At 63.2% G+C, this 22,864-nt stretch carries 21 protein-coding genes and 1 tRNA gene; 14 read left to right on the forward strand and 8 right to left on the reverse strand.

What is annotated here, in order from left to right; all coding sequences use genetic code 11:
- The first annotated feature begins 99 nt into the window (after window positions 1-99).
- The 3 genes from topA (at window position 100) to ACQR3T_RS13910 (ending at window position 5,003) form a co-directional block, all read left to right on the forward strand.
- Window positions 100-3,108: a type I DNA topoisomerase gene (topA, locus tag ACQR3T_RS13900; protein ID WP_428693786.1), complete on the forward strand. Its 3,009-nt coding sequence runs from the start codon at window positions 100-102 to the stop codon at window positions 3,106-3,108.
- An 83-nt stretch (window positions 3,109-3,191) separates the two neighbouring features.
- On the forward strand, window positions 3,192-3,788 hold the full coding sequence (locus ACQR3T_RS13905) for a DUF3558 family protein (protein WP_428693787.1): 597 nt from the start codon (window positions 3,192-3,194) through the stop codon (window positions 3,786-3,788).
- A gap of 27 nt (window positions 3,789-3,815) precedes the next feature.
- Window positions 3,816-5,003: a DNA polymerase III subunit delta' gene (locus ACQR3T_RS13910; RefSeq protein WP_094678082.1), complete on the forward strand. Its 1,188-nt coding sequence runs from the start codon at window positions 3,816-3,818 to the stop codon at window positions 5,001-5,003.
- On the opposite strand, the gene ACQR3T_RS13915 is transcribed toward ACQR3T_RS13910, so the two are convergent.
- Complete coding sequence (locus tag ACQR3T_RS13915; RefSeq protein ID WP_428693788.1) at window positions 5,000-5,518, reverse strand: CGNR zinc finger domain-containing protein; 519 nt, start codon at window positions 5,516-5,518, stop codon at window positions 5,000-5,002. The two genes, ACQR3T_RS13910 and ACQR3T_RS13915, sit on opposite strands and share 4 nt — an antisense overlap.
- A gap of 87 nt (window positions 5,519-5,605) precedes the next feature.
- Between ACQR3T_RS13915 and ACQR3T_RS13920 the strand changes: the two genes are divergently transcribed.
- Both ACQR3T_RS13920 and ACQR3T_RS13925 read left to right on the forward strand, forming a co-directional pair.
- Entirely contained in the window at window positions 5,606-6,301 is a 696-nt protein-coding gene (locus ACQR3T_RS13920) for an SDR family oxidoreductase (protein ID WP_428693789.1), read from the forward strand.
- 67 nt (window positions 6,302-6,368) lie between these two features.
- Window positions 6,369-6,441 (forward strand) — tRNA-Thr (locus tag ACQR3T_RS13925).
- 81 nt (window positions 6,442-6,522) lie between these two features.
- Here the strand turns inward: ACQR3T_RS13925 and ACQR3T_RS13930 are convergent.
- Window positions 6,523-7,356 (reverse strand): site-specific integrase, encoded by an 834-nt coding sequence (locus ACQR3T_RS13930; protein ID WP_428693790.1) that lies wholly within the window; start codon window positions 7,354-7,356, stop codon window positions 6,523-6,525.
- 377 nt (window positions 7,357-7,733) lie between these two features.
- On the opposite strand from ACQR3T_RS13930, the gene ACQR3T_RS13935 reads away from it, so the two are divergent.
- Window positions 7,734-8,051 carry an HNH endonuclease gene (locus ACQR3T_RS13935; RefSeq protein WP_428693791.1) on the forward strand — a complete coding sequence of 106 codons (318 nt, stop codon included), beginning with the start codon at window positions 7,734-7,736 and terminating at the stop codon, window positions 8,049-8,051.
- On the opposite strand, the gene ACQR3T_RS13940 is transcribed toward ACQR3T_RS13935, so the two are convergent.
- A complete protein-coding gene (locus ACQR3T_RS13940; RefSeq protein WP_428693933.1) occupies window positions 7,978-8,400 on the reverse strand; it encodes a hypothetical protein in 423 nt (140 codons plus the stop codon). The two genes, ACQR3T_RS13935 and ACQR3T_RS13940, sit on opposite strands and share 74 nt — an antisense overlap.
- Before the next feature lie 341 nt (window positions 8,401-8,741).
- Here ACQR3T_RS13940 and ACQR3T_RS13945 point away from each other — a divergent pair, with 341 nt between their 5' ends.
- Together ACQR3T_RS13945 and ACQR3T_RS13950 are read left to right on the forward strand one after the other, a co-directional pair.
- Window positions 8,742-9,140 carry a hypothetical protein gene (locus ACQR3T_RS13945; protein ID WP_428693792.1) on the forward strand — a complete coding sequence of 133 codons (399 nt, stop codon included), beginning with the start codon at window positions 8,742-8,744 and terminating at the stop codon, window positions 9,138-9,140.
- 101 nt (window positions 9,141-9,241) lie between these two features.
- Complete coding sequence (locus ACQR3T_RS13950) at window positions 9,242-9,682, forward strand: Panacea domain-containing protein (protein WP_428693793.1); 441 nt, start codon at window positions 9,242-9,244, stop codon at window positions 9,680-9,682.
- 583 nt (window positions 9,683-10,265) lie between these two features.
- Here the strand turns inward: ACQR3T_RS13950 and ACQR3T_RS13955 are convergent.
- Window positions 10,266-10,475, reverse strand: coding sequence for a hypothetical protein (locus tag ACQR3T_RS13955; protein WP_428693794.1), 210 nt, complete (start codon window positions 10,473-10,475; stop codon window positions 10,266-10,268).
- Between the two features lie 247 nt (window positions 10,476-10,722).
- On the opposite strand from ACQR3T_RS13955, the gene ACQR3T_RS13960 reads away from it, so the two are divergent.
- Complete coding sequence (locus ACQR3T_RS13960; RefSeq protein ID WP_428693795.1) at window positions 10,723-11,229, forward strand: hypothetical protein; 507 nt, start codon at window positions 10,723-10,725, stop codon at window positions 11,227-11,229.
- Window positions 11,230-11,734: 505 nt separating this feature from the next.
- Here the strand turns inward: ACQR3T_RS13960 and ACQR3T_RS13965 are convergent.
- Entirely contained in the window at window positions 11,735-12,559 is an 825-nt protein-coding gene (locus ACQR3T_RS13965) for a hypothetical protein (RefSeq protein WP_428693796.1), read from the reverse strand.
- A 748-nt stretch (window positions 12,560-13,307) separates the two neighbouring features.
- On the opposite strand from ACQR3T_RS13965, the gene ACQR3T_RS13970 reads away from it, so the two are divergent.
- Window positions 13,308-14,351, forward strand: a complete 1,044-nt coding sequence (locus ACQR3T_RS13970) for a zinc-binding dehydrogenase (protein WP_428693797.1) — start codon at window positions 13,308-13,310, stop codon at window positions 14,349-14,351.
- A gap of 54 nt (window positions 14,352-14,405) precedes the next feature.
- Here ACQR3T_RS13970 and ACQR3T_RS13975 read toward each other — a convergent pair whose 3' ends face one another.
- Window positions 14,406-15,503 carry a DNA alkylation repair protein gene (locus ACQR3T_RS13975; RefSeq protein ID WP_428693798.1) on the reverse strand — a complete coding sequence of 366 codons (1,098 nt, stop codon included), beginning with the start codon at window positions 15,501-15,503 and terminating at the stop codon, window positions 14,406-14,408.
- Between the two features lie 347 nt (window positions 15,504-15,850).
- Between ACQR3T_RS13975 and ACQR3T_RS13980 the strand changes: the two genes are divergently transcribed.
- Entirely contained in the window at window positions 15,851-18,376 is a 2,526-nt protein-coding gene (locus ACQR3T_RS13980; protein WP_428693799.1) for a putative bifunctional diguanylate cyclase/phosphodiesterase, read from the forward strand.
- Window positions 18,377-18,439: 63 nt separating this feature from the next.
- Window positions 18,440-19,531, forward strand: a complete 1,092-nt coding sequence (locus tag ACQR3T_RS13985; RefSeq protein ID WP_428693800.1) for a spore photoproduct lyase family protein — start codon at window positions 18,440-18,442, stop codon at window positions 19,529-19,531.
- 38 nt (window positions 19,532-19,569) lie between these two features.
- On the opposite strand, the gene ACQR3T_RS13990 is transcribed toward ACQR3T_RS13985, so the two are convergent.
- Entirely contained in the window at window positions 19,570-20,691 is a 1,122-nt protein-coding gene (locus ACQR3T_RS13990; protein ID WP_428693801.1) for a DUF2087 domain-containing protein, read from the reverse strand.
- A 109-nt stretch (window positions 20,692-20,800) separates the two neighbouring features.
- Between ACQR3T_RS13990 and ACQR3T_RS13995 the strand changes: the two genes are divergently transcribed.
- Both ACQR3T_RS13995 and ACQR3T_RS14000 read left to right on the forward strand, forming a co-directional pair.
- Window positions 20,801-21,496 (forward strand): TetR/AcrR family transcriptional regulator, encoded by a 696-nt coding sequence (locus ACQR3T_RS13995; protein WP_428693802.1) that lies wholly within the window; start codon window positions 20,801-20,803, stop codon window positions 21,494-21,496.
- Window positions 21,493-22,398 (forward strand): alpha/beta fold hydrolase, encoded by a 906-nt coding sequence (locus tag ACQR3T_RS14000; RefSeq protein ID WP_428693803.1) that lies wholly within the window; start codon window positions 21,493-21,495, stop codon window positions 22,396-22,398. Before ACQR3T_RS13995 ends, ACQR3T_RS14000 begins: the two co-directional genes overlap by 4 nt.
- Here the strand turns inward: ACQR3T_RS14000 and ACQR3T_RS14005 are convergent.
- Complete coding sequence (locus ACQR3T_RS14005) at window positions 22,393-22,761, reverse strand: winged helix-turn-helix transcriptional regulator (protein WP_428693804.1); 369 nt, start codon at window positions 22,759-22,761, stop codon at window positions 22,393-22,395. The two genes, ACQR3T_RS14000 and ACQR3T_RS14005, sit on opposite strands and share 6 nt — an antisense overlap.
- Window positions 22,762-22,864: the final 103 nt, after the last annotated feature.

The raw sequence follows: 22,864 nt of genomic DNA on the forward strand, positions 1-22,864 counted from the left end.
GACTGATCTGCGAGTATTTGGTCGACGTATGTCAGTCTGTTAGTAGTGGGACAGGCAAATCTGCCTGTGAAAACGCACTAGGGAAGGTTCGGCAGCAAGGTGGCAGCACGTAAGAACGGCACGGGGGACAGCTCCGCCGAGCCGCGTCGTCTGGTCATCGTCGAGTCTCCGACCAAGGCAAAGAAGATCGCCCCGTACCTCGGGAGCAACTACGTCGTCGAGGCTTCCGTGGGCCATATTCGCGACCTTCCCCGCGGTGCCGCGGACGTCCCCGCCAAGTACAAGGGCGAGCCCTGGGCGCGTCTCGGCGTGGACGTCGACCACGACTTCGAGGCCCTCTACGTCGTCTCGCCCGAGAAGAAGGGCAAGGTCGCAGAGCTGAAAAGCCTGCTCAAAGACGCCGACGAGCTGTATCTCGCCACCGACCCCGACCGCGAGGGTGAGGCCATCGCCTGGCATCTCCTCGAGACCCTGAACCCCAAAGTCCCTGTTCGACGCATGGTCTTCCACGAGATCACCAAGCCTGCGATCCTTGCGGCTGCCGCCGACACTCGCGACCTCGACCAGGACCTGGTCGACGCCCAGGAGACCCGTCGTATCCTCGACCGTCTTTACGGCTACGAAGTGAGCCCGGTGCTGTGGAAGAAGGTCATGCCGAAGCTGTCGGCGGGCCGAGTGCAGTCCGTCGCCACCCGCATCATCGTCCAGCGTGAGCGCGAGCGGATGGCATTCCGCAGCGCCGAGTACTGGGACATCTCCGCCACGCTCGACGCCGGTGCCGAGGCGAGCCCGCGCAGTTTCGGAGCCCGGCTGGTCAACGTCGACGGCAATCGCGTCGCCGCCGGTCGCGATTTCGGTGCCGACGGCAAGCTCAAGACCGAGTCCGTGACCGTGCTGGACGAACCGCGTGCCCGACGCCTCGCCGAGGCTCTCGAAGGCGTCGATCTGACGGTCGCGTCGGCGGAGGACAAGCCGTACACCCGTAAGCCGTACCCGCCGTTCATGACGTCGACGCTGCAGCAGGAGGCCGGTCGCAAGCTGCGGTTCAGTTCCGAACGGACCATGCGTGTGGCGCAGCGTCTGTACGAGAACGGCTACATCACCTACATGCGTACCGACTCGACGTCGCTGTCCGCGTCGGCGGTCTCCGCGGCACGGGCGCAGGCAACCGAGCTCTACGGCCCCGAGTACGTGCATCCCACTCCGCGGCAGTACACCCGCAAGGTCAAGAACGCGCAGGAGGCGCACGAGGCCATCCGCCCCGCGGGTGACGTGTTCCAGACTCCCGGTCAGCTGCACTCTGCGCTGCAGACCGACGAGTTCCGGCTGTACGAGCTGATCTGGCAGCGCACGGTGGCGTCGCAGATGGCGGATCTGCGCGGCACCACACTGACGCTGCGCATCACCGGAACCGCAGGCACCGGCGAGGAATGCACGTTCTCCGCATCGGGTCGCACCATCACGTTCGCCGGCTTCCTCAAGGCCTACGTCGAGAGCGTCGACGACGAGGCGGGCGGTCAGACCGACGACGCCGAGTCGCGTCTGCCCGCGCTGAAGGCCGGCCAGGCAGTGACGGCCACCAAGCTCGATCCCGACGGTCACACCACCAACCCGCCGGCTCGATTCACCGAGGCGTCGCTCATCAAGACGCTCGAAGAGCTGGGAATCGGTCGGCCGTCGACGTATTCGTCGATCATCAAGACCATCCTCGACCGCGGTTACGTCTACAAGCGTGGCAGTGCTCTGGTGCCGTCGTGGGTGGCGTTCTCGGTGATTGCGTTGCTGGAAGCGCACTTCGGCCGTCTGGTGGACTTCGATTTCACCGCCGGCATGGAAGACGATCTCGACGCGATCGCGGGAGGCCGTGAGCGACGCGGCGATTGGCTGCAGAACTTCTACTTCGGCGGCGAGACCGGTGCCGAGGGTTCGGTGGCGCGATCCGGCGGCCTGAAGAAGATGGTGGGCCAGAATCTCGAAGAGATCGACGCCCGCACCATCAACTCGATCCGTCTGTTCGACGACTCCGAGGGACGCGAAATCCATGTGCGCGTTGGCCGTTACGGTCCGTACCTGGAACGGATGGTCAAGAACGACGACGATCCCGACGGCGACCCGATCAGCCAGCGCGCCAACCTGCCCGACGATCTGCCGCCGGACGAGTTGACCCTCGACTTCGCCGAAAAGCTCTTCGCCACACCACAAGAGGGCCGCAAGCTCGGTGTCGATCCGTTGACCGGCCACGACATCGTCGCGAAGGAAGGCCGTTTCGGGCCGTACGTCACCGAGATCCTGCCCGAGCCGGAACCCGAGCCGACGCCGCCTCAGCCCGATATCGTGCCGATCCCGTCCGGTAGCGACGGTGATGGTGGCGGTGGCGTCAAGACTGCGGTGAAGAAGGCTGCAGCCAAGAAGGCACCGGCCAAGAAGGCTGCCGCGAAGAAGGCCACCGGCCCCAAGCCTCGGACCGGCTCGTTGCTCAAGTCGATGGATCTGGCGACGATCACGCTCGAGGATGCCCTCAAGCTGCTGTCGTTGCCGCGTATCGTCGGCGTCGATCCCGAGTCCAAGGAAGAGATCACCGCGCAGAACGGCCGCTACGGCCCGTATCTGAAGAAGGGCACCGACTCTCGCTCGCTCGCGGACGAGGATCAGATGTTCACGGTCAGTCTCGAAGAGGCTCTGAAGATCTATGCCGAGCCCAAGCGTCGCGGACGTCAGGGTGAGGCCAAGCCGCCGTTGCGAGAGCTGGGGGTCGACCCGATCAGTGAGAAGCCGATGGTGATCAAGGACGGCCGATTCGGGCCGTACGTCACCGACGGTGAGACCAACGCGAGCCTGCGCAAGGACGACGAGGTCGAGTCGATCACCGACGATCGTGCGTCGGAGTTGTTGGCGGACAGGCGTGCTCGTGGCCCGGTGAAGAAGAAGGCACCGGCCAAGAAGGCGGCCGCCAAGAAAGCCCCGGCAAAGAAGACTGCGGCGAAGAAGGCTCCGGCCAAAAAAGCTGCTGCCAAGAAGACCGTCACCAAGACCACTGCTACCAAGACCACTGCCGCGAAGAAGGCCCCGGTGAAGAAGGCTCCTGCGAAGAAGACCGAGAGCGAATAGCCCGACGAGGTCGAAGTTGTGGACGGAAAGACGGCCGAAAGCCGCCGTAACTTCGAGTTCGGCGGGAACATTCCGTCGACGGGATGCGTCGAACCGTCGTGAAGCGCGGATTGATCGGTCTCGTAGCCCTCGGATGCATCGTTGCAACGTCGACGGGCTGCTCTCAGGTGGTCCAGGGCCGAGCGACGGCAGCCGAGCAGGGCTCGGTGACTCCGTCGGTGTCGAGACCCGATGTGCCCGCAGGTGAGCTGTTCGATCCGTGTTCGCTGCCGCTCGCGAGCTTGGATCCCAAGGGCGCGCTCGAGTTGAAGGACTCGCTCACTCCAGGGATACCCGATACATCCGGCGTCTGTGTGTGGACGAGTTCGGACTACTCGCTGTCGGTGACCATGTCCGTTACCGAATTCCTGATTTTCTCCGATCCGAAGTCGACTCCGGATTTGGAGGACGTGCGGTCGGAGAAGGTGGGTGCCTTCACCTTCGACATGTTTCGATTCGGTTCGACCCTCGACGACGACGGGAAAAGTCAGTCGTGCAATGCACAGACCACGACGTCCGGGGGAAACGTGAGCTTGAATGTGTTCGAGATCGACTTCGAGCCCACGGAACCGATCGACGCATGCGGAACTACCGAGAAGATTCTTCGGTCGCTCGAGCCGTACCTGCCCGCGCCGAAGTAGTCGGTCCCAACCATTAGGGTTGGCATCATGGCGGGTGTGTTCGATCGGTTGGTCGGTCAGGAAGATGTCGAGGCCGATCTGACGGCTGCCGCGGTGGCTGCTCGTACCGGTGTCGACTCCTCGGCGATGACGCATTCGTGGCTCTTCACCGGCCCTCCCGGATCGGGGCGCTCCGTAGCCGCTCTGTGCTTCGCTGCGGCGTTGCAGTGCACCACCGACGGTGTTCCCGGGTGCGGTCACTGTCAGGCGTGCTCGACGACGATGGCCGGTACCCACGGCGACGTGCGACGCGTCGTACCCGAGGGCCTGAGCATCAGCACCAAGGAGATGCGCGACATCGTGTCCATCGCCTCGCGTCGGCCGAGCACAGGTCTGTGGCAGGTGGTCGTGGTGGAGGACGCCGACCGTCTCACCGAGGGTGCCGGAAACGTGTTGCTCAAGGTGGTCGAGGAGCCGCCGGCGCGGACGGTGTTCCTGTTGTGCGCTCCGTCGGTCGATCCGCAGGACATCTCGGTGACCTTGCGCTCCCGATGCCGCCATGTCTCGTTGGTGACGCCCACAGTGCCCGCGATCGCTCAGGTGTTGCAGACCCGCGACAAGCTCGACGCCGAGACGGCGGAGTGGGCCGCGTCGATCAGCGGCGGGCATGTGGGCAGAGCGCGTCGGCTCGCCACCGACGAGGACGCACGAGCGCGGCGCAAACGTGCGCTGGCTCTGGCGTCGGCCGCGGCCCGGCCCAATCAGGCCTACCTCGCCGCAGAGGAACTGGTGAAGGCGGCCGAGGACGAGGCCAAGGAGATGAGTGCCTCCCGCGACGAGGCCGAGACCGAGGAACTGCGAACGGCTCTGGGCGCGGGCGGAACCGGCAAGGGTGCAGCGGGGGCGCTGCGCGGGTCTGCCGGTGTGCTCAAGGACCTCGAGAAGCGGCAGAAGTCTCGGGCCACCAGAACCGGTCGCGATTCACTGGATCGGGCATTGATGGATCTCGTCGGCCTGTATCGAGATGCACTCGCCCGCTCCTACGGATCGACCGCGACGGCAACGCACCCCGACATGGCCGAGCAAGTCGAGCGGATGGCGAAAGCCGTCTCGCCCGAGGCATTGCTGAAGAGCATCGAGGCGATCCTCGAATGCCGAGAGTCGTTGGCGGTCAACGCGAAACCGAAGTTCGCGATCTATGCGATGGTGGCGACTCTGGGAGATGCGCTGCGTTAGTCCTTCGCTTTTTTCCGCGCCCGCGAAGCCCGGAGATTGGCAACGTTGCCGCAGGTCTTGACGTCGTGCCAGACGCCACTGTTGTTGCGGGAGCGGTCGTAGAAGGCAGATCCGCACAACTCGTTCTTGCATCGCTTGAGTCGACGCCACGTGTCTGCCTTCTGTGCGAGAAGTACTTCGGACCAGATCTCCGACGCGATGTACTGGGCCCCGCTGCCGGCGGGCGAGAGTCGGACGGTGCCATCGGTACCCGGTATCAATTCGACGCTCACCGCGGGGATCGCCGGTAGTTCTCCGGAGAGGGCTACTTCGACGTTCGCTCGCAGTGTTCGGAGGGCCGCCGCGTCGTCGTCCGACAGCGGCATTTTCCAGGTCGTGGACGCTGCCTTACCGTCGGCGATGAGGTCGGGAAGTCCGTACACGTCGATAGCTCGCGTGTTCAACAGATTCTGAACCACCTGCAGGCCGTCGGGTGCCGGTGCGAGCTGAAAGCGCTCTGTCGGCGACTGTGACATAAGTGAACAGTATTTGACTATGTCGAACTGGTCAACTATGACTGACATAGTCAAAAGCTTTTAACCTCTGTCGTAAGGATGAGTTCGATGGTGTCGATTTCGGGAGCAACAGTGTTGGTGACCGGCGGTCAGCGCGGTCTGGGCAAGGCGACGGTCGACGCGTTGCTCGAGCGTGGGGCAGCGAAGGTGTATGCGACTGCGCGGAACCCACGCGAGGACTCGGATCCTCGTATCGTCCCGGTAGCACTCGACGTCACCGATGCGGATTCTGTTGCAGCGCTTGGCGATATCGCATCCGATGTGTCGATCGTGTTCAACAACGCAGGCGCTCCAGGAACAACACCCTTGCTCAACACGTCGATCGACGACGTGCGCGCGGTGTTCGAGACCAACGTGTTCGGCGCGCTGCGAATTGCGCAGGAGTTCGCCCCGATCCTGAAGGCGAACGGCGGCGGAGCGCTGATAGACATCCACTCGGTGCTGTCGTGGCTGGGCGGTGCCGGTGCGTACGGGGCATCCAAGGCGGCCATCTGGTCTGCGACCAACTCGCTGCGGCTCGAGCTGGCTCCGCAGGGGACGCTGGTCGTCGGAGTCCATCTGGGATACACCGACACCGACATGATCGCCGAACTCAACGTGCCGAAGAACGACCCACGTGACGTGGTGCGCCAGGTTCTCGACGCCGTCGAAGCGGGCGAGACCGAAGTGCTCGCCGACGACCTGACCAGGCACATCAAGTCGATCCTCAGCGGACCGGCGGAGGGCCTGGGCCTCGCAGGCTGACCGCCGAGGGGAGGCGATTTTCGTTTCGATGTGATGCTCCGTTAGACTCACCAACGCCGAAAGGCACGCCGCCTTAGCTCAGTCGGTAGAGCATTTCACTCGTAATGAAAAGGTCAAGAGTTCGATTCTCTTAGGCGGCTCGCATCAGGGCAGGTCAGAGGTAGTTTTTACAGCCTCGGTCCTGCCCTTTTTCGTGCCCAGGGCACGTTTACGGCACGGTTTCAGCGAGGAGCCAGCTTGTCGAGCACCCCGCTGACGTCGGGTGCCATCGCTGCCCGCTCGACGTAGTGCCTCTCGGTCACTGCGCTACCCGAGTGCCCGAGCTGTGCCGACGCCGCGCTCAGTCCGAGTTCGCGCTCGATCATCGTCCCTACGGTCTTGCGGAAGCTGTGCGGTTTCACCCAGGCGTAGTCGTCTCCTCGCACCTGTCGCCACGAGGTCCGGACATTTCCCGGCCACCGCGGCGTGCCGAGCCGAGAGGGGAACACCAGGCCCTCGGCCGACGGGATACCGCGGTCCCGTTGTCTTCTCAGGGCATCGGCTGAAAAGGCAGGGATCGTCACCGAGCGCCGGCCGCTCTTTGTCTTCGGGTGGTCCTGGCGAAACACCCCGGTGCCGGCGAGTTCGACGAGTGTCCCCGCAACGGTCACCACTACAGGGCCGTCACCGTCGAGGCCCGCGACGTCCTGCCATCGGAGCGCAAGGCATTCGCCTATCCGGGTACCGGTGCCGATCATCACGTCGACAATTTCGGCCAGATCGTGTGCACGCTCCGGACCGAGCCGTTTCCGTCCCTCACCGAGGTCTCGGTCCTGCCACGCGGCGACTCGTCGACGGAGCTCGTGCACGTCGTCGACACTCAGCGATCGTGCTGCGTTGTTGGACGTGGGAGCGGGAGATGTATCCGCGACGGGGTTGTGTTCGACTGCGCCTAGCCGAGACGCGAGACCGAAAGCTTGCGCCATAATTCCTCGTGCATCACGCTTTCCGGAGTCGGTACGGATGGCCTGAATGAACAGCTCCAGCCTGGCCGTGCTGGCCTCGTTCAGCCGCACCTTTCGGCAACCCCGGGAGGATGATCTTGTCGATTGCTCGCTGATACCCAGCCAGTGTCTGGGGAGAGCGAGTCTTGCCTCGAGGAGATGAAAGCGAACGGTACCGGCCTCGCACCGAAACCGATGCGAGTCAACGTCGGTGGCCGGCAAGTGATCATGCTTCCCTGACCTTTCCCCACCCACAACACTTCCGCCTCGGTCGAGGCTTTCCTCCCTTTCTCCCGGCCGGGGCGGAACACCACCCTCGGCGCATCACGTCGGATGTGTGGGCACCGAACGCGAGCGACGACCCCAATGGTCATCACGCCGAGGAAAACCCGGAACACCCGAAGCCCCCGACCTTCGGGTGTTCCGGTCCCAAGACGAACGGAGACGATGTGTCAGCGCCTAGCAACTGGGGCACCGGAAGCAGCTACCGCACGGGAGCTGGCCACGCCAAGCGGAAAGCCATCGTTCTCGCACGCGACAAAGGACGCTGCCAACTCCGATACCCAGGATGCACGGGCAAGGGCACCGAAGCGGACCACATCATCAACGTCGCGGCCGGCGGTGTCGTAACCATCGACAACATGCAGGCCGCATGCGAAAGCTGCCACACAGCCAAGACCCAGGAAGAATCAGCTACTGCTCGGCGGACGAACCAGAAGAAGCGCTTTCATCCTGATCGCTATCAGGGGCATCCTGGTCTGAACTAACGTCGACCAGTCCACCGCCGCCCAGAACCATGAATGGCCAGGATGGAACGTCTGCAAACTGCACACCGAAGTCGGTGTCGACTAGGCGCTCCATGCTGGAGACGAACTGCTCGTCGACCACCACCTGATCGCCAGGGTCGTAAGCGAACCTGATTTGGCTTGAGGGATCGATCCAGTAGGTCTGCGTGACTGGCTGCGCAGTGCCAGTGCTGCTGTCCGTGCCGGCGAACCCTAGGAAGAATCCCCCCGACCCACGCCGGAATCGGCGAGAAACGAAGACCTGGAAACTTGCCATCTGGGCATTGCTTGGGAAGTGCAACTTCGAGTCGTAGAGGTGCAGGGTCGGCATCAGGGATTCTCCATAGGTCGGGGACAGGGCGTCAAAGCTAATTCACTCCTCACCATCTCATCCATGACCGACAGCCTTCCCCGAGTCACCCAGGGGTCCACCTCCCTCCCCCGGGATTGGGCTCAGCCGCAACGCTCTGCGGCTCGGGACGTGGGCCCTGCAGGCATTGTTGTCGTTGAGGGTTGCAAGCTCTGAAGCTGTCGTATGCCGCGGTTACCGTCACGGCTATGGAACTCGAACCAGATCACTGGGTGACTTTGGACGCTCACTTGGCCGCAGCAAATTGGCTGCCTCCGAGGCACGTCACCCTCACCGTTGGGACGCTTGTCGACCCCGGCGACGTGGTGGAGGCGTTCACTGAATACGAACCAGCGGAGTCGACTACGTGGCAGTCATTCCTGCTTACCGCAGCAAACCTCGTGTTTGTGAGCATTCGGTACGACACCGACCATTACGACCGTGATGAGGAGTCCTCGCCCTGGCGTCGAACCAATCCGCCGGCGATGACCATCAATGCGGCCTGGTCCCGTCCTCTTCGCACGATCACCGGTTTCCACGTAACTGAGGTCGGCGACACCGTCGGAAACGAATTCGGGCAGGCATGGTTTCGGACCACGTCACACCTCTCCTTCGCCGACGGCACCGTCCTGGCGCTACCGAACGAACAGCGTATTCACCGCGCGGGCGTGCGGGCCCAGGCAGCGAAATTCATCACTACTCTTCGCAGCCTGATCGTTTGAACGGCTGGCCTGTCGGTAACGGCGGATACAGTGCGGAAGATACAGTCAAGGAAACGCTACTCAGCGAACTATCGCACCCGCTCGTGAAAGGAGACCGACAGATGGCATCCGTACAAGACGTCGCTGCCTACATCCTGGGCAAGCGGGCCGAAATGACTGCGATGAAGTTGCAGAAACTGGTCTACTACTCCAAGGCGTGGCACCTCGTGTGGACCGACGAGAGTCTCTTTCCCGAGCGGATTGAGGCCTGGGCGAACGGGCCAGTCGCACCCGAGTTGTACCGCAAACACCGCACGATGTTCATGGTTCGCGACGGCGACATCAAGGGAAACGCGCAGGCGCTCTCCGAGGATGAACGTGCCTCGATTGATGCGGTCCTTGCTCACTACGGCGACATGAAAGCGGCCCAGCTGAGTGATCTGACACACCGTGAGATGCCTTGGAGAGACGCTCGTGGCGACGTTCCGGTAGGCGCTTTTTGCCAGACCGAGATCACCGAAGCTGCTATGGCCGAGTTCTATCAGAGCCTGCTCAACCAGTAACGCGATGGGCAGAGGAAAGCCGCGTCATGTTGTGTCCGCCGAACCGCAGCCTGTCGACAGGTCACCAATTGGACAACCGCAACCGGTCTTGCGTCAGCCGCGGTCTCAGAGCGGCGACGATAGTGCGAAATTGAGGTTTCGGTTCGGTCTGGTCGACGAGTCTCATTGGCCTCTCCATAAGATTTCACGCGATCATCTCAGTCGGTTATTGAAGAGGTTGGCATACTTCGAGGAACTGACTGTCGTGCAGGCGAAGTCGAACAAATTGTTGTCTGACTACGATGTTGCCAACTGCCCAAACAAAACGGTGGCGAAAATACTGACTGCACAGCACGGCGGGCGCGACGATCTCTGCAGACTTGCCGTCGCCCCTAGCGGCGATCACAGGTTGTTCGGTTTTCGGGAGGGTAGCGAATTTCATATCCTCTGGTGGGACCCGAACCACGATGTTTGGCCCGAGGGAAAAACCAAGCGTTGAACGCGCCTCATCGCCAACTTCCTGCCCGCGTAGTAACGAAGTTGCCGGCACTTCGCGTTGAAAGCTTGTGCGCGGTCTCTATGAACCGCGCAGGTCATGGGTGTCTCATCGGCCTGTCAAGTTGGTGCAGTAGAAGCTCTGCGGCGGGGTGCCGGCGTCGAGCTTGCCGCGGCACCACTTGCAGTCGTAGTCGTGGTCGATGCGGCCCATGATGCTCTCGGCCTCTTCGATCAGGAGGGGAAGTTCGGCGGCGGACGCGAGGGCAAGGGCGGTGAGCGCCTGCTCCCAGGCTCCGAGCGGTGAGATCGCAGACAAGCTCGGCATCTCCCTCGACGCCGTCAAGCGGTACCAACGCAAAAGACTGCTCCCAGAACCGGACGCACTCGTAGGCCGCAACCAAGGGGGGCTCGAGACCGCCATCGACGACTGGCACCGAAACCGGCCCGGACCAGGTGCCCGAACGGACCTCAAGCGCAACTGAAAAGCGTCCACCTTGGCTCGGCAATGTCGCGGCCACTGCTCGACCGACGTTCGACCGAGCCAACCGCCTAAAGTCGTCACCATGGTCGATTGGGGCTCGGTTCCGGCGTGGCTCGGCGCAGTCGGCACTATCAGCGCGGTTGTTGTGGCTCTCACGCTTGCCGTTCGCGACAGCCGGCGATACGCCGTAGAGGCAGACATCCGAGCTGCCGAACGGCGGGACCTCGAAGCAGCGCAGGCCCGTCTCGTGTTTTTCGAGCTGAGTGCCTTCGGCGGCGTCAAGGTGACGATCGTGAACCGTAGCAACGCACCAATCCACCACGTGTCACTCGACAACGTAGTCAAATCCGACTCTCCCGGTACGACGTGGAGAGTCAATCCACGTGTCACTGGGGCACGGGCAGCGGCCAACACCATTGACGCGCAGAGCGATCTGATGATTCCAGTCGACCTTATCGACGCGACGGGCAGGGTTTTGGACAACCGCATTGGCGAATACACGATCACGTTCAGCTTCCTCGATGCAGCAGGACTGCGCTGGACCAAGACCGGAATGAACGCACCAACCCGGGTGCTCGACAGCGAGTGAGACGTATCTATAGACGGCTGGTCGTACGGCCACCCAGGTTGTCGACTCCAGTACGGTGGTGCGATGCCCGACCAGCTGTCGTCGTGATCGCCACAGTTAGTACCGTGCACGGAGTTGAAGTCCGAGCACGAATTCGGGGTAGTGGCCATCGGCGCAACGCAGCGTTGAAAACCTTGGGTCGAGGAAAGCGTGCCGAGGGCACTTTCAGGGAACGGAAACACAGGCGATCCGATGGACTCAGGCGGAATCGATGGCACGACTAGGCCGTCCGACCTGGACTAGCTGGAATCGAGAAGGCAACTAGGACTGAGGACTACGCCGGTCCGCAGTGAAAAGGTCAAGAGTTCGATTCTCTTAGGCGGCTCCGATGCGTTCGGGTACAGCGGCTATGCACATCGCATAGCCGCTGTCTTGTTTCCGGTCGGCTCAGGCTCAGGGACGCTCGACGAAGTTTCCGCAGACGCCAATTCTCCTTCGTGTGTCGGACGCCATCGCGACGCAGCGGTCACCGCCCGCCTACCGCCTCCAACACCCTGCGCACCGGACCCATTCGATTGAGCCTCGACTGTACGGACGCCAGACGCCGGATCTCCTCTTCTTCACGACACAGTGTGCGGATACGGCCCCGATAGCGACCGACTAGATCGGTGAATGCGGATCTCGCGTCCGCCACGCGCTCGTTGCTCGGTAGTTCGCCGACCTCGAGTGACAAGAAGTAGTCATGGAGATCGCGGGTGCTGAGGAGCTCCATCCAGTCCGTGATCACTTGCTCGATGCTGTCCGGTGACAGCAATATCGACACGGTTGTGAACGGCCGCTCACCCGGACCCGCATATCTCGAGGCCGCAGCACGGATGCGCAGCATCGCGGGTTCGGCGTCGATCGGTGTCAGCTGGAAGAGCTCCAGGCCGACTCCTTCTTCGATTGCGGTGCGGTGTGTTTCGAGCATACGGTCCATTTCCACGCCGATCGGCGCAATGGAATCTCCTCGTGCGATCGGCCATGCCCCCGTGAAGTTCTGCAGAAATGAATGTGCTCGCTCCGCTTTGTTGGGGATGGAGCGACGCCGTACGTTCACCACAAACGACCCGTCGTACCACCTGACACAGTCCACCGTCAGCGCGGCCAAGGCGCGGCGAGCCAGTGGCGGCACGAGGTCGCTGTACTCGGAGATGGCGGAGTGCACCAGGTAGTGCAGTTGAGCGGCTTGGCCGCTGAGTGCGTAGAGATGAGTGTGAGCGTTCTCGATCCGCTTGCTGCGCCACGCGAACCGCCCGCGGATGCGTGCACCGAGGCATGAGGCGATCACGACGGCGGCCAACGCAAGCACGCCGACGACGATAGTTACGCGAGAAATGTTGTCATGCAATAGGTTCTGGCTCCAGGCCCAAACTTGTCCTACAGTCTGTTCGGCTGCGGATCGAGAAATGGTCCATGTAGCCGCAATGGCCATAGACCAGAGGTAGGGCGATCGTATGAGATCACCGATGGTGCGCGGCGCACTCGCGACGGCGTCGGGAATCCGCAGGAGCACCGCTGCCCCGTGCCTCAGAACGGAGCGAGAGGGGTGGCTGGTACGTAGCGACTTCAATGTGTCGGGTGCAGATTCGGATCCCATGGACCACAGTGGGAGTCGCCTGTTCACTCGACGACTTGCGGTTGAAAGGCTTGTCGCAGAACGAGTCAACGCGCGTATCCTGCTGACCCCGCAGTCACGGGTCGCGAACTTCAACCAGGATGTCGCCGCTGCGACGCTGACCGTCGAGAGAACTCTCGTCACCACAGCGAGCACCACCAACCACGTCACACCGTCAATCACGAACGCGGTCACCCATGCCGCTACCGAACCGTCGTCATCTCCGCCGATACGGTTGACAGCGATCCGACCCGGCAGTGACAGGACATCCAGGACCCCGACGATCACCGACTGCATCCATCCGAACACGGTCACGTGCCTCCCCTGACTAGACCGCGAGGCGTTCCCCGCAGGTCGCGATAATGCCAGTGGGTCCCGACACTGGTTCTCGTCGCGAATGTGGTTCCCTGCGATCTGGGCGGCACCGCGTGACAATGAGTTCATGCGAAACAGCAGCGCCCGCGGTGACCTGATGACCGCGATCGTCACGACCGGCACCGGTGGATACGACAAGCTCGTCGTCTCCGAGGTACCCAGACCCGTGCCGGGTCCGGGTGAGGTGCTCGTTCGAGTGTTGGCAGCAGGGATGAACAACACCGAAATCAACACGCGCGTGGGCTGGTACCAGGACGGTGGGTGGAACGACACGACACCGTTTCCGCTGATTCAGGGCACGGACTGCTGCGGGATCGTATGTGCGGACGCCGCGACCGACGAGTCCCTCGTCGGTCGCCGTGTCCTGGTTCGAGCGTGCATGCGTGTCGACGGATTCTCGTCGGGCGAGACGCGCTGGTTGGGATCGGACATGAACGGCGCGTTCGCCCAATTCGTCGTCGTTCCGGCGAGCGAGGTCTTCGCGGTCGAGTGTGGGTGGACCGACGCCGAGCTGGCGACGATTCCGTGTGCGTACGGCACGGCGGAGAACATGATCGCTCGCGCAGGAGTGCGTCGAGGGTCGACGGTGCTGATAACCGGCGCGTCGGGCGGAGTCGGTTCTGCCGCACTGCAACTCGCCGCTCGGCGCGGCGCACGCGTGATCGGTATCGCGAGCCGCGCCAAGCACGATCAGCTCCGCGAACTCGGCGTCGACGAGGTCTACGGACGCGACGTGGACGTGGTGGACACCCTTGGCAAGCGCGGCGTCGATGTGGTGATCGACAACGTCGCCGGCGCAGGGTTCGGTCCCTTGCTCGATCTTCTCGTTCGTGGGGGAACCTACGTGTCCTCGGGTGCGATCGCAGGGCCCCTCGTCGAGTTGGATCTACGGACGATGTATCTGAACGATCTCACGCTCCTCGGGTGTACAGCGTGGGGCGAGGACGTGTTCCCGAACCTCGTGTCGTACATCGAAGCCGGTGAGATTCGGCCATTGCTGGCCGAGTCTTTTCCGCTCGAGCAGATCGCGGCTGCGCAGCAACGCTTCGTGGAGAAGAGCCACGTCGGAAAGTTCGTGCTCGTCCCGCCGGAGGTTCTCGATCAGGCGTGATCGGCAGCCGCGCGGGCACTGTGGCAATGCAATATTCGCCGTGCACGCGCGAAACTAGCTCACCAGCTCGAAGTCCGCGCGGCCATAACTCACGCCGTTGATCTGGAGCTCGATCGCGTGCGGGCCGGGGTAGTACTTGCGTGTGGTCAACGTCCTGAACGAATGGTTCCGCCGGACGTCGATGCTCTCACCGGGCGCGATCGTTGTTGTCTTCAGTTTGAACGTCTTTCCGGTCACCCCACCGTTGGCCTTCGTGTGGTGAACGATGTAGTCGATCACTACCTTTGCGGGTTCGAGGCCGAGGTTGCGGATCGATGCGCTGAATTCCAGGCTTCCCCCGATGGGCACCTCCGCGACGTCGAGGGCCGGGCCTGTCACTTCCAGGTCGGCCGGGGCGAACCCCAGTAGAGCAAGCGCATCGGTGTTTCCGTCCTTGATCACTGTCCGAAGCGCGTGTCGAACGAGCCGGCCGGTGTTCGCATCCGGGTCGTCGAGCCACCGCGCTGCGGCCTGGACGACGATGTCCGGGACGTCTCGACTGAAATCGTTGAGATGGTTGGCAACCGAACGTCGAACGTACTCACTGTCGTCTCGGTACAGCCTGTCCAGAATCGGCACCGTGACGCCCGGACGCTCGAGTATCTCGGGGACCCGAACCGACCACGGAAGGTACGGGCGGGTCCCTTCCGATGCCAGACGGCGCACGTGCTCGTCCGAGGATTGCGTCCATTCGAGCGTGATGGCGAGAGAGCGATCCAGATCGGCTCGAAGGAAAGTGCGGATGGCGAATTCCGAACTGAGTCGGCCGGTGAGCTCGGCGAGCAACGACATCCCGTCGTCGAACGCGCTCGAGGTCTTCTCCTCGACGGCCTTCGATGCAACAGCGCTCGTGACGGGCCAGACCAACCAACCCTGGAAGTCCGGATCCGTGGCTGCCCGTCGGATGGTGTCGGCGAACTGGACGTAGGTGCCAGGCAGTCCCGTCAGCAGTGCATCACGTAGCAGATCGGCACGCGCTCTGAGCGCGAGCGGCCCCAGAAGACCTGGCGAGGCGTCGAGTAACGACAGATCAGCGCTCGGTGCGGCGGTGCGAACGGTACGAAACAGCGCGCCGGCTGTGTCCGGTCCGATGAGTTCGTCGGCGAAGGGCATGAGAGGTTCTTACCCCGAAGCAGTGACATCGTAGGGATGCTGACCGTTTGCGGGAACTGGGCGCAGGGGCGAGATCGGCTCCGCTCGTCGTCGTCGGGCACACGGAGATCCGAAATGGTCGCAGCGACAACCAAATTCGGGCGGCGCGAACGTCAGCGGTTCGAATCGGACTGGGATAGCCTTCGCGGATCAACAATGCGCTGGGCTGCTGGTCGACTGGAGTTCTCCGGCCGGACCGGCCCCTGTGCACCATGGGCCATAACCCTGGGGGGTCGCGTCGTGCCCGTCGTCCGTGTCGAGCTGCATCGGGGTGCGTGTTCCCGGCACCGTTCCGGAGAACGTTCACTGTGAGCGGGTGGCTTTCGGTGGTGATTCTCAACGGAATCACCGCTGCTGCGTATCTGGGGATCGTGCTGTTCATCGTCCGGGGGCTGCTGCGAACAGGGCAGCTCCGAACCAACCGGTTGGCGGTCGCGACGGCAGCGATCTTTCTGACCTGCGCCGCTCATCACCTGGTTCATGCGGTGCACTTGCTCGCGGGGTTCGACGGCCATGCCTCGCACCTCGCCGCAGGCTCCGACACGGGCATGCTCGACGCGATGCGCGAGTCGATGGGAGGAAGCGTCGACGTTGCGGTGACGGCGTCGACCGCGCTTGCCGGTGTGATCTACCTGGGGATGCGTCGCTTCTACGGTCCGTTGCTCGGCTCGCCGGCGATGTTCGACCATGCGAGCGAGGCCCGGTATCGGCAATTGGCGGCGAACCTACCGCACACGTCGGTGTTGCTCGTGGATTGTGATCTGCGGTTCGTCCTCGTCGAAGGTGGCGGACTCGTCGCGGAGGGTTACGACCCGCAGCGGATGGAGGGGCAGCTGTTGCGGGATGCGGTGCCACCGGACGTCTACGCCCAACTCGAGCCGCACTACCGAGCTGCGGTGGAGGGCAACGAGTCTTCGTTCGACACCGTCGGCCACCGAACGGGCGCGATCTTCCAGGTCAAGACCAGACCTTTGCGCGATGGTTCGGGCCGGATCGTCGGTGCGATGGTGCTCTCCGAGGACGTCACCGCCGAGCGGGAGGCAAGATCCGAGCTCGAGCAGGCGCGAGCTTTCCGTGACGCTGTGTTGACGGCGTCACCGGACATCACCACGGTGACCGCTGTCGATACCGGCCGCGTGACGTGGGCTTCTCGTAGCCTTCGGTCGCTGCTGGACGGGCCGAATGCGGACGGGTCGGTAGACGACGATCGGCCGCCGTGGAGCGGGCTCGGTAGGCCCGACGACGCGACCGACGGGGACGATCGACTGGACGGGGTGGTGGAAGAAGACGTCGATGTCGTTCGCGCCGCGGACCGGGAAGCGGCATCGCTGCCGGAGGGGGAAAGCGTCAGCATTCGGTATCGAGTACGGGCGTCCGACGGCACCCTGCGGTGGCTGTCACGACGCACCACGCCGTTTCGGCACGGGCCGTCGGGTGCGGTGGCGGAGGTGCTCTCGGTCGTGCGGGAGGTGACCGACGTCGTCGAGGCGGAGCTCGCTCTCGAGCGGGCAGCCCTGCAGGATCCTCTGACCGGTCTCCCCAACAGGATGATGTTGCTGGACCGAATCGGCTCGGCGATCGAGCGCGGCGCGAGTACGGGGGCTGCTGCTGCGGTGCTGTTCTGCGATCTGGACGGATTCAAACGAGTCAACGACACCGGCGGCCACGCTGCCGGTGACGCTGTCCTCGTCGAGGTTGCTCGACGTTTGCGCTCGGTGCTGCGAGCCGATGATTCGATCGCCCGAGTGGGTGGTGACGAGTTCGTTCTCGTCATCGAAGCGCTGCCCGCCGAAAGTGGATTCGGCACGCGAGTGGGCGGTGGATTGGCCGAGCGCGTCGCCGAGCGAATCCGGACGGTGCTCGCGGCACCGATCGTTCACCGGGGTCGTCAGTACGTGGTGTCGGCCAGTGTCGGGATGGTGCTGGTTCGCAAGGGTGCCAGCGCGCAGGAGGTGCTGCGGGACGCGGACTCCGCGATGTACCGGGCGAAGCAGCTCGGCAAGGACCGGATCGAACTGTTCGACGACGCGTTGCGCGCGAACGCACTCGAGCGTGCCTACGTCGAGCAGACTCTGCGGAGTGCGCTCGATTCCGGACGACGTGGGGCCGCGACGCTGAGCGTGGCGTATCAACCCGTCTACGATCTCGAGAGCCGGCAGCTCGCGAGTTTCGAGGCTCTGGCTCGCTTGCGTGACGACAGCGGCGCAGAGATCACGCCCGACAGATTCATCCCGGTGGCAGAGGACACCGGGCTCATTTCCGAGCTCGGTGAGCGGGTGCTCGACGATGCGCTCAGAACTCTCGCGCAGTGGCGGTTCGCGAACCCGCCCACCTCCGTGTCGGACGCCCCCGTCACTATCGCGGTGAACTTCAGTGCCCGGCAGGCTCAACACGTCGACATGTCAGCGGCGGTGGGTGCTGCCCTCGCTCGGCACGACATGGCACCGGTGGATCTCGTCCTGGAGCTGACCGAGTCGGTGCTTCTCGAATCGGGTTCCTCGATGCTGCGTCAGCTGGGCGAACTGCGCGCACTGGGCGTCGGAATTGCCATCGACGACTTCGGCACCGGGTTCGCGAGCCTGCGGTACCTCGCCACTCTCCCGGTCAGCGCGGTGAAGATCGATCGTTCGTTCACGGCCACCATGAGCAGCGATTCGACGAGCAGCAGCATCGTTCGGGCAATCATCAACCTCGCCCGCGATCTGAATCTGGGTTGTGTGGTCGAGGGCATCGAGACTCTCGACCAACTCGACGTACTGCCGAGTTCGGTTCAGGGACAGGGCTATCTGTTGGGCCGGCCGGCGAAGATCCCCGCTGACTCGTGGGGTTCCTGAACTTCTCGCCTGAGCTGCGGCAACCGGGAAGCATTGCGCTTGTCGGTGCGTTGAAGAGAAGTAATGGATGATCCTCTGGTTGCCCCCACCCGACTCTGGACGCCCTCTCGTGTCCTGGTCACCAAATCCGCGTCCGAGTTACCGCACACCGCAGAAATTCTTCGCCGTTGCGAGGCGGCCGGGGTCGACGACATCGACATCCTCCCAGGCGATCGCCTGACCGGATTGCGCGGTGAGTCCGAGCGAGAGACCTACGCGCAAGCCAAGACGACCATGGCCGTGGTGGTGGCACCGCCGAGTGTGTTGAAACCCCAACCCATTCCGCCCAGTGCGGACTGGCGCATCGACCTTGCGAAGGGGTGCCCGGCGCACTGCCAGTACTGCTATCTCGCGGGCTCTTTGTCGGGGCCACCGATCACCAGAGTGTTCGCCAATCTCGACGACGTCCTGGCCGGTATCGGCACTCATGCGGGCCGTGGTTCCATCACCTCCGGCACCGAGGAGCGGGGCCACGAGGGCACCACCTTCGAGTTGTCCTGCTACACCGACCCATTGGGGATCGAACACGTGACGGGGTCCCTTGCGGAGGCCGTTCGCAGAGTGGGCGCGGGTGCGTACGGCGTCGACGTATCGCTGCGTTTCACCACCAAATTCGACGACGTCAACGAGCTGGTGACGCTGGACCATGGTCGCCGCACCCGAGTTCGACTGTCGGTCAACGCAGATGACATCGCACACCGATTCGAGGGTGGAACCGCACGTATGCCGGCGCGGATCGAGGCACTGCGGCAGTTGGCGCTGGCCGGTTACCGAGTCGGTCTCACCATTGCCCCGATCATGCCCATCCCGGAATGGCGGGAGCAGTACGGGCGATTGCTCACCGATGTCGCCGACGCGTTGCGTGATGTCCCCGATCTCGATCTGACCGCCGAAATCATCACTCATCGGTTCACGCCGTCGAGCAAAGACGTGCTGCTGAGCTGGTATCCGGGCACGAAACTGGAGATGGACGAAAATGCGCGCACCGCAAAGAGAAACAAGTTCGGCGGAGTGAAGTACGTCTATCCCAAGGACGCGATGGCCGAGATGCGCAGCTGGTTCACCGACGAGCTTCGCGGGGTCCTGCCCGACGCGCAGCTGCTCTACTGGACCTGAAGTACCCCGTCCTCGGGCGTTTCGGACCTATGCGGGTGCTACGGCTGACTGTGGGCTCGACCGCTGGACCGGTACATCGATCCCGTGCTGTTTCGCTCGAGGAATCCGGTGTCGACGAGCTCGCGTCGTAGTGTTGCGTAGTCGTCGTCGAAGAGACTGCACAGCTCGTTGACGTGATGCTTTGTGGCCCAAGTCGTTTCGCTCATCTGGTCTGCGATCGCTTTCAGGAACGCGGGTCGATCACGGCTGTATCGAGACATCTCCGTCGGTGGGGGAGTCCTACGAGGGAGTTGCAGGAAGCTCTCGAACGTCGACCGGTCGATGACGAGCCCATCGTCGGTGCGAGACACGATCGACAGGGCGATCAGACGCGCGACCGCCTTGTTCAGCGCACGCTCGGCCAGCGAGGTGTGGGACCGAAGCGCGCCCAATGTCGAGACTCCACCGCCGATCGCGAACAGCACCGCTCGAAGATCCGCGTCCGCGAGAACGTGAAGAACGCCGGTTGCGTGATCCAGCAACGATGGATCGTCGTGAATGCCGATGGACTCGAATCGCACCGGCACACCGGTCGAGGCGACCATCTCGTCGGTGAAATTCACGGGGCGGAGGGACTCGGTTCGTCTCCTCAGGAGGCCGATCGCTGTCGCGTCGCCCATCCCGAGCGACGGCAGCGACAGGGCCTCGACGTCGTCGGCGGCGAAATGCAGGATGGCGTTCCACAGTGGGTTCGCGTCAGCGTGCTGCATCGCATTGTCGATACCGACAACTCCGCCTGCCGCGACGTGGGGCCACACACAATGCAGGAACCGGGCATCGTTCACCAGAGAATCACTACCGATCCAGACCAGGTCGAACGGACCGATGTCGTGTAGATGCCTCGCTGGTAGGTCGAACACGGAACCCGAGATGGGTTCGAGGAAATCGAACTTGGGCTGGTTCCCTCGAACGAAATCTTCGACGCTCGAATCGTTGGGATCGGTGACAACGCTCCGAATTCGGGTCGAGACCATGGGTGCGGACAATTCGACCGCCCGCGTCAGCGCAATTGTGGCGCTTGCGGACGCGAGAGTCAGAATCCGTTGTGGTCGAACTATTGTCGCCAGCGCGGCGAGGACCTCGGGTGCGTTCGTGGTGCGGTCGGTCGAGCTGGCAGACACGGTTGACCCTTCTGATCGTCGATGACGATGTTCACCCTCTCACGGGTCGTGGAGCACGTGAACTGATTAAAAGAGGTGGGAGCAGTGGTCACGTGATACGGTACGAAACGTGCCGTATCGTAATGGGAACGAGGAACGTGAGCAGCCGTCCACGTCCGTAGGGCGTCCGCGGGACGTGGAACGGGAAGCCGAAATTCTGAACGCAGTCATCGGCCTGCTGGGTGAAGTCGGCTACGACGCCGTGACATTCGAGGGGGTCGCACGTAGAGCCGGAGCGTCGAAAGCCACTCTGTACCGACGCTGGAAGACCAAGCGCGAGATGGTTATCGCAGCTGTCAAAGCCGGTCCGGCGCAGCGCGTCGACTCGGACGAGATCGACACAGGAACCTTGCGGGGAGACCTCCTGGCGCTGTGTGCACGCCTGCGGCACAGCATGACTGCCGCAGACAGCTCGATGCCATTACTACTCCTGCAAGCCGGGCTCGAGGACCCTGACCTATGCGAGAAGATCGAGCGAGCGACCGGCCCCACCGGTTCGCGGCTCCCGAATTCGGTACTCGATGCTGCGATACGCCGCGGTGAGCTACCCGAGGGGGCGGACCCGTTTCCATTCGAGGAAGTGGTCGGCTCGGTGGTTCTGCTTCGGCGCCTCAACGGGCTCTCGATCGATGACAGCTACCTCGCATCGCTGATCGATTCGGTTGTCATCCCCGCCTTGAAGGCCTCGGCACTCACGACCCGCCGGCTTCCGCCGGGGATCTTCTCCGGCCACCCCGATCACAGAACGAACGAGGAGCAACGATGAACGACATGAAGATCGACGATTTCGACTACACGATGATTGCGGTCGACGAAGAGGTCGAATCGAGTGTCGCCGTAGCAGGCAACGGCCCGGCACTGGTTCTGCTGCATGGCTTTCCGCAGACCCACTACATGTGGCGAGATGTCGCGCGTGAACTGGTGTCCCGCTTCACCGTCGTCGTGCCCGATCTCCGGGGATACGGCGCCAGCTCGAAGCCGGCCGAGCGTGATGCAACGACCTATTCGAAGCGCACCATGGCGAGAGACGTCGTGCGGGTGACGCAGTCACTCGGGTTCGAGCGGTTCGGGTTGGTGGGCCACGATCGCGGCGCGCTCGTGGGCGTTCGTGCGGCACTCGATCACCCGTCGGCGGTGCAGTACCTGGGCATCCTGGATGTGCTGCCGACGGCGGATACCTGGGAAGTTCTGCGGGGAATCGACGCGAAGGTGGCCTGGCACCTGTACTTGATGGCGCAGCCTGCGGGGTTGCCTGAGCGGATGATTCGGGCCGTTGCTGCCGAATTCTTCGGTTCTTTTCTCGACGCGTGGGACCCCGACGGCTCGACGTTCTCGGCCGAAGTCCGTCAGCACTACATCGACAGCTCGGTGGACGCAGTCGACTCCATCGTTGCCGACTACCGAGCGACTGCCGGCATCGACCTCGAGATGGATCTACAGGACCGCATCGACGGCAGGCGTCTCGCCATGCCCGTAGGGGTGATATCTCAGGACTGGGGTTCACAACTGGGCTTCGACGCGGCCGCGCTCTGGGGTGCCTGGGCACCTGATCTGACCTACGAGGCCATCGACGCAGGCCACTTCATGGCGGAGGAGAAGCCGACAGAGATCGCGCGCTTCATCACCCGTTTGTCCGAGCGTGCCGAGGTGTCATCGGTGCCGTCATAGGGCATCGAATCGGTCTCGCGCTCGGTCTATGTCGTCCATATGCGCGGTTGCCCACGCCAGCAGGACGTCGACGGGAGCCCGAAGCGTTTTGCCCAGGGGGGTGATTCGATATTCCACCGCCACCGGGCGGGTGCTCAGAACCGTGCGTTCGATGATCCCGTTGCGTTCGAGCTTCCTCAGAGTTGCGGTGAGGGACTTCTGAGTCACCTCAGGAATCGCGCGCCGGAGATCGTTGAATCGGCAGGGGCGCTCGCACAATTCGTTCAGTACTTGCAGCGACCATTTGTCGAGCACCTGATCCAGCAGTTCACGGTGCGGGGCGGTGATCGTCAGTTCTGAGTTGCCGTCGGCGGTATCGGTCATGAAACCAGGTTCCCTTGAAGTGTCCTTTGTGTACCAGGTATCAACGGTATACCTGAATTTCTTCTACGAAGGGAACACCTTGAGCGTCACTCGATTCACCCCG

The organism is Rhodococcus sp. IEGM1428 (genome assembly GCF_050321865.1).
Classification (GTDB): domain Bacteria; phylum Actinomycetota; class Actinomycetes; order Mycobacteriales; family Mycobacteriaceae; genus Rhodococcoides.